5 protein-coding genes and 1 pseudogene are annotated in these 6,118 nt (G+C 60.9%); 4 read left to right on the forward strand and 2 right to left on the reverse strand.

Annotated elements, in window-relative coordinates; all coding sequences use genetic code 11:
- Nucleotides 1–31 precede the first annotated feature (31 nt).
- From EN906_RS19740 to EN906_RS19750, 3 genes and pseudogenes are all read left to right on the forward strand, one after another.
- Nucleotides 32–1,087, forward strand: a pseudogene (locus EN906_RS19740) (SDR family NAD(P)-dependent oxidoreductase); the annotation flags it as partial.
- A 33-nt stretch (nt 1,088–1,120) separates the two neighbouring features.
- Nucleotides 1,121–2,056 carry a glycosyltransferase family 2 protein gene (locus EN906_RS19745; protein ID WP_127272219.1) on the forward strand — a complete coding sequence of 312 codons (936 nt, stop codon included), beginning with the start codon at nt 1,121–1,123 and terminating at the stop codon, nt 2,054–2,056.
- Between the two features lie 122 nt (nt 2,057–2,178).
- The gene (locus tag EN906_RS19750) at nt 2,179–2,721 is read left to right on the forward strand and encodes a sugar transferase (protein ID WP_127271926.1); all 543 of its coding nucleotides are present in this window, start codon (nt 2,179–2,181) and stop codon (nt 2,719–2,721) included.
- 52 nt (nt 2,722–2,773) lie between these two features.
- Here EN906_RS19750 and EN906_RS19755 read toward each other — a convergent pair whose 3' ends face one another.
- Both EN906_RS19755 and EN906_RS19760 read right to left on the reverse strand, forming a co-directional pair.
- Entirely contained in the window at nt 2,774–3,709 is a 936-nt protein-coding gene (locus EN906_RS19755; protein WP_127270009.1) for an NAD-dependent epimerase/dehydratase family protein, read from the reverse strand.
- A complete protein-coding gene (locus EN906_RS19760; RefSeq protein ID WP_127270015.1) occupies nt 3,706–5,031 on the reverse strand; it encodes an O-antigen ligase in 1,326 nt (441 codons plus the stop codon). Before EN906_RS19760 ends, EN906_RS19755 begins: the two co-directional genes overlap by 4 nt.
- 480 nt (nt 5,032–5,511) lie before the next feature.
- Here EN906_RS19760 and cysD point away from each other — a divergent pair.
- On the forward strand, nt 5,512–6,118 hold a 607-nt coding region (cysD, locus tag EN906_RS19765), incomplete at its 3' end, for a sulfate adenylyltransferase subunit CysD (RefSeq protein ID WP_164777248.1).

A 6,118-nucleotide genomic window follows, 5' to 3' on the forward strand; every position in this document is an offset into this window, starting at 1 on the left:
GGCCGGAATTCCGTGACGACACGCATTATCTGGCGCCGGTTCTATCGGCCAGACGCTGGTCAAGCGGTCGCTGGAACTGGGAGCCGAGGCGGTGCTGGTCGCCGACAACTCCGAGTTCGGCATCTTCCAGCTGAGCCAGTATGTTGACGAGAAGGACCATGACCGACTCAAGGTCCGCATCGTCGATGTCTCCGACCGGCGCCAGATAATGCGTGTCGTCACGGAATTCCGGCCGGACATCATCTTTCACGCCGCGGCGCTCAAGCACGTGCCGCTGCTCGAGGAGAACTGGGATTCGGCCATTCAAACCAACATTTTCGGAACGCTCGTCTGCGCCGAGGTTGCCGCCAAGTGCGGGGTTGCGCAATTTGTCCTGATATCGAGCGACAAGGCGGTGGATCCCTCATCGGTGCTTGGCATGACGAAGCGGGCCGCCGAACAGATCATCAGTGCCTTGCACGGCACGCCGGCAGGCGAGACGGGCGGGCGCCTCCCGGCCACCAAGTTCATTGCAGTGCGGTTCGGCAATGTCTTCGGCAGCAATGGTTCGGTGGCGACCATATTCCAGGCGCAGATCGAGGCTGGGGGGCCCGTCACCATCACCGACCGGCGCATGACGCGCTATTTCATGACCGTGGCCGAAGCCGTCGATCTCGTCATCATGTCGGCGGCCGATGCCGGGTCGCGGCAGAGCGGAGACGATTATGCCGTCTATATGCTCGACATGGGCAAGCCGGTGCCGATCCTTGAAGTGGCCGAAACGATGATCCGCTTGTCCGGAAAGAGCCCATACAAGGACATCGCGATCCGGTTCACGGGCATCAGGCCGGGCGAAAAACTTCACGAAACGCTGCATGGCGAAGACGAGGAACTCGTCGAACTCGGCATCTCGAAGGTTTTCGGTCTCAGCACGGACGTCGTGGAATGGTCGGATGTCCAGGTCGCGCTCTCGGCCCTGCAGCAGTCGGCGAAAAATCAGGACAAGGCTGCCGCGCTCGCCGCATTGGCAGGTCTCGACCGCGCCAAGAAGGCCAGGGCAAGTGCACGTCAAGACGCGATCCCGAAAACGGCGGGGCAGGCGAGCTAGGCCCGGTTCAGAATTCAGAAAGCGATCTTGCTCGTGAGCAAAGATGATCTGCGCATCGCGGTCCTGATGGGCACGAAAGACGGCGCCGCCTTCATCGAGGAGCAGCTGCAGTCCCTGCTCGAGCAGTCGCACCCTCTGGTCGACTTGTGGATTTCAGACGATGGCTCCACCGATGGCACGACCGCCATCATCGAGACATGGAAATCCCGCTGGCGGCCCAAGGGGCGGATGACGCTGGTAGAGGGGCCGCGGCAAGGCTTCGCCGCCAATTTCCGCTCCATGATCGTCGACCGACGCATCGAGGCGGACTGCTATGCCTTCTGCGACCAGGACGATATCTGGGAGCCCGACAGGCTGGAGAGCGCTATCAGCTGGATGCGGACCCAAGATGCGAAAACCCCGCTGATGTTTTGTTCGCGAACCGCAACCATGACGGAAACAGGAAGCCTTGTCGGCCATTCGCCGCTGTTTGCCCGGCCGCCATCCTTTCGCAACGCGCTTGTGCAAAGCATCGCCGGCGGCAACACAATCCTGCTCAACGCCGCGGCACGCGACCTGCTGGCCAGGGCCTCCACGCGGACCGGGTTCGTCAGCCATGACTGGTGGGCCTATCTCATCGTGACCGCCGCCGGCGGCATCGTCCGCTACGATCCGCAGCCGCTGGTGCGCTACCGGCAGCACGCGGCGAACCTGGTCGGCGCCAACGTGTCCTGGAAAGCAAGGTTCTCCCGGCTTGGCCGCCTGTTCAAGGGGGAATTCGCCGGCTGGACGGACCTCAACCTCGACGGTCTCGCCGTCAATCGCGATCTCCTGACCGAGGACGCGACGGCGTGCCTCGACCTTTTCATCCGCGGGCGCAACGGTGGCCTTTCCCGCCGCTTGGCAGGCTTGCGCCAAAGCGGCGTCTATCGGCAGACCGTTTCCGGAAACATTGGGCTCTATCTCGCCTTCATCCTGGGGCGCATCTGAACATTGCGACGGCTGCGTGGCGCGCTTGGTCAAGAGATCGGCTCATGCTACGTCGACCGGATTGACGGCATTGGCCTGCGGCGTTGCCTCGGGACTTCGGCAGGGAGCACTATCGGCCGTTCATGAAGGCAGCCAAGCAAATCTTCGATATTGCCGGTGCGGCTCTGCTGCTGGTGGCGACATCTCCTGTCTTGGCGCTCACCGTCCTTGCCGTTCGAGCATCGTCGCCGGGCCCGGCTATTTTTTCACAGGTGCGGGTCGGCCGTGACGGTCGGCTTTTTCGCTGCCACAAGTTGCGCACCATGTATGTCGGGACGCCGTCACTACCCTCGCATGAGGCGCCGGCGGATTCCGTGACATCGGTCGGGAAGGTCCTACGGAAGTTCAAGCTCGACGAGCTGCCGCAATTCTGGAATGTCCTGAAGGGCGAAATGAGCCTGGTCGGGCCGCGCCCCTGCCTGCCGACCCAAACCGAGTTGATCGAGTGTCGCAGGCGGCTGGGGGTTTTGGCGGCGCTGCCGGGCATAACCGGCCTGGCCCAGATCAGGGGCATCGACATGTCGAACCCGGAGCTTTTGGCCGAAACGGATGCTGCCTACCTCCGCACTGCGTCGTTCTGGCTCGACCTTCGGATCCTGTTTGGAACGCTCTACCGCAGACCATGATCCCAAAAAGTGGAAGCCGGTTTTTGGAAAAGATCATGGTCAAGCAAGAAAGTCAGGATCTACCGAGCCGCGCCAGCTCGACCAGCCGCTCGAGCGTGCCGGCTTCAGGCGTCCACCCCTGCGATACCAGCAGGGCGGGGTCGCATATCTGTGTCGCGGTCAGGCTGTCCCAGAACGCCCGCCTGCCGAGCGCGGCCACGACCGGCCGTATCAGACCGGCCGGCACAGCCATCAGGCGCACAGGCCGCCCCAAACCTCTGCGAAAGGCGGCGATGATGGCCTCGGCGGCGACCGGCGGCACATCGGCGCCGACATAGATCGGGCGAAGCGGTCCGGAATGGCTGAGCAGGTGCGACACTGCTCGCACCGCGGCCTCGGAAGACATCAGCGAGCGGATTCCGGTCAAGGCACCCGTCGGCAGCGGCAGCGGCGTATCGGCAAGGCGCATCAGCGTTGCCAGATTCCCCCTCATGCCGCTTCCATAAACCGGAGGCAGGCGCAACACGGCGGCGTCCGAGCGGCCGTGTAACGCGTAGGCGTCCAAAACCTTGATCTCGCCTTCGCGCTTCGAGCGTCCATAGGCGCATTGTGGGGCAGGAAGCGTGTCCTCGTCGATCGTTGCGCTGACATGCGCGCCGATCACCGCTCGGATCGAGGAGAGATGGATGAAACGTCCGCTTATCTGGGCGGCCGCGGCATGCGCCAGCCTTGCGCTCAGTTCCACATTGGCCGCCTGGTAATCGGCTTCGGTTGCATTTCCCTGATCATTGTTGAGGCCGGCGCAATGGACGACGTCAGTAATATGCCGGGTCAGTTCCAGGAAGGCGGCGGCCGGCGCATCGAAGCCGGGCATCGGCACAGTCTCGTTCTCCGAACCAAGCCTCTCGGGATGGCGGGAGGCGAGGCGAAGCTCGGCACCGGCTTCGCGAAGGTGGCGCACGACAAGGCGCCCGATGAAACCTGTCGCGCCCGTGACCAGAACCTTCATGGCCTTACCCGAAACAGCTCTCTGGTGACTGATGGAAGTGCTCGCTCTTCCATCACTGGTGCAAGTGCCTGCTCTTCCAACAAAGGAACATGGCGTCCGGAGGCGAGATATGTTCCGCTCACCATGAAGACCATCAGCACCGAGTCCAGAATGTCATGGCCGATCAGGATGCCTGTCATTCCGGCCGTCAGATAGGTGATCACCACGACAACAATCATGGTCGCGCCGAACCGCTCGCTCGGATCGTTGCTGTTTCGCAAGACCCGGGCGGCATTTCCGGCGGCAACGATAAAGATCGCCGCCAGCGTCACGGCACCCAGAATTCCCGCTTGCACCAAGGCGGTCAGGAAGCCGTTGTGAAAATGGTTGAAGCCTGTGTCCATCGCGAACTGCTCATGAAAGCCCTGCTTGATCAGATGCTGGGTTGCACCCACACCGTGCCCGAACAGTGGCATGTCATGGAATGCTTTGAGGCCGATCTCCCAAAGCGCAACACGTATTCCCAACGAGGTGTCGTAATTGCCGCCAGCCCCAAGCGCACCCCAATCGGAGCGCAAAAAGTCGACCCGCCCGGATATCGCCTGGAAGCTGGAAGCGGCGATCACGACGCCGACCGCTGCCAGCAGCAGCAGCAGGCGAACGGCATTCCTGCCTCTGAGCCTGTGCCGGTTGATCAGCATGACGGCGATGCCGGCGATCAGCAGTGCCAGCCAGACGATACGCGAGCCGGAATAGATGACGGCGATCGTCCCGGCCAGTGCCGCGTAGAAGAGTGGGGTCCGGGCTTGCTCAACACCGGACAAGGCGCCAGCCACACACATCACCACGGCAAGGCACACCACGGTTGCGAAGACGATCGGATTTCCGGCTCCCCCCTCGGCCCTGACGCCAATCCAATATTGCTGGATGACGGCCATGAGCAGCGCGGCAAAACAGGCGGCCATGCTGGAAAGCACGATGATGCGGGTAAGCGTGGTTTTCTGCGTGATGCTCCAGGTCGAATAGGACACGGGAAAAAACAGGAAGGTGACGAGCGGGATAAGATGTGGCGCATCACGGGCGAACGAATTGTTGACGATGGAAGCCAGGAGATTGGAGGCGCAGTAGGCATAGATCGCGACCGTCAACCAGATCATGGGCCGGTCGGCGTTGAAGCGCCTTTTCCGTAAAGCAATCAGCAGGGCTGACGAAAGGCCTCCGCCAGCGAATACAAAGCTGACCACCGATCCCAGTACCGGTGGAAAAAAGAAGCAAAGGACGGAGAAGTAGTTGTTGATCCGCGAAGGCGTGAATTGCTGTCTCAGGGGTGAAAGCCGGGTCAATTTTCGGGCTCGCTGTCTTCGGCAAGTTTCATGCGGCGGATCTTGTTTAGCGAAGTTGAATACGCTCGCCTCGAAATTGCCCATGATGCACTTGCCCACTTCCCGAGGCTGGTATAGCGGCTGCCCCCCATTTTCGATAGTGTATAGGGCAGATTGCCACCGAAAAGCGGCGGCAGGCGCGGGCCGACCAGAGGAAGTCCCTTGAAAGCCGCAGCTGATCCATTCAAGCAATATTTTCCCCGCGTTTTCTGGGCCGTTGAGCTTGCAGGCAGGAATTTCCGGATTTGCCGGCATCTGTGGAAAATTCATTCTCGAACCATGTGCGGCCGGGTCAGTACAGCATTGTTCTTGATAATGGCGATCTGCTAGAACGCCGGCACGAGAAGATTGTCCAGAAACAAGGCTCGAACCGGGTGCGAAGAGCTCGATGATTTGAGGCAAGGTCTTCTGTTGGAAGATACGAAAGAACGCCCACGGCCCATGACAACAGCGCTTACGCATCTTCAACGGCTTGAAGCCGAGTCCATCCATATATTCCGTGAGGTTGCGGCCGCTTTTGCCAAGCCGGTCATGCTCTATTCGGTTGGCAAGGATTCATCCGTGTTGATGCATCTGGCGATGAAGGCGTTTTATCCCGCCAAGCCGCCGTTCCCCTTTCTTCACGTCGACACGACGTGGAAGTTCCGCGAGATGATCGCCTTTCGCGATCAGATGGCGCAGAAACTCGGCTTCGATCTCCTGGTTCATGTCAATGAAGACGGCGTGCGCGACAACATCAATCCCTTCGACCATGGTTCGAACACCCACACCCATGTCATGAAGACCGTGGCGCTGCGCCAGGCGCTCGACAAATACGGTTTCGATGCGGCCTTTGGCGGCGCTCGTCGCGACGAGGAGAAATCGCGCGCCAAGGAGCGCATCTTTTCCTTCCGCAACGCCCAGCATGTGTGGGATCCGAAGAACCAGCGCCCCGAAATGTGGAAGATATTCAACACCCGCATCGCATCGGGTGAATCGATCCGCGTCTTTCCGCTGTCGAACTGGACCGAACTCGATATCTGGCAGTACATCCTGCAGGAAAGTATCC

The sequence above is a fragment of the Mesorhizobium sp. M7A.F.Ca.CA.004.06.1.1 genome (assembly GCF_003999135.1).
Classification (GTDB): Bacteria; Pseudomonadota; Alphaproteobacteria; order Rhizobiales; family Rhizobiaceae; genus Mesorhizobium.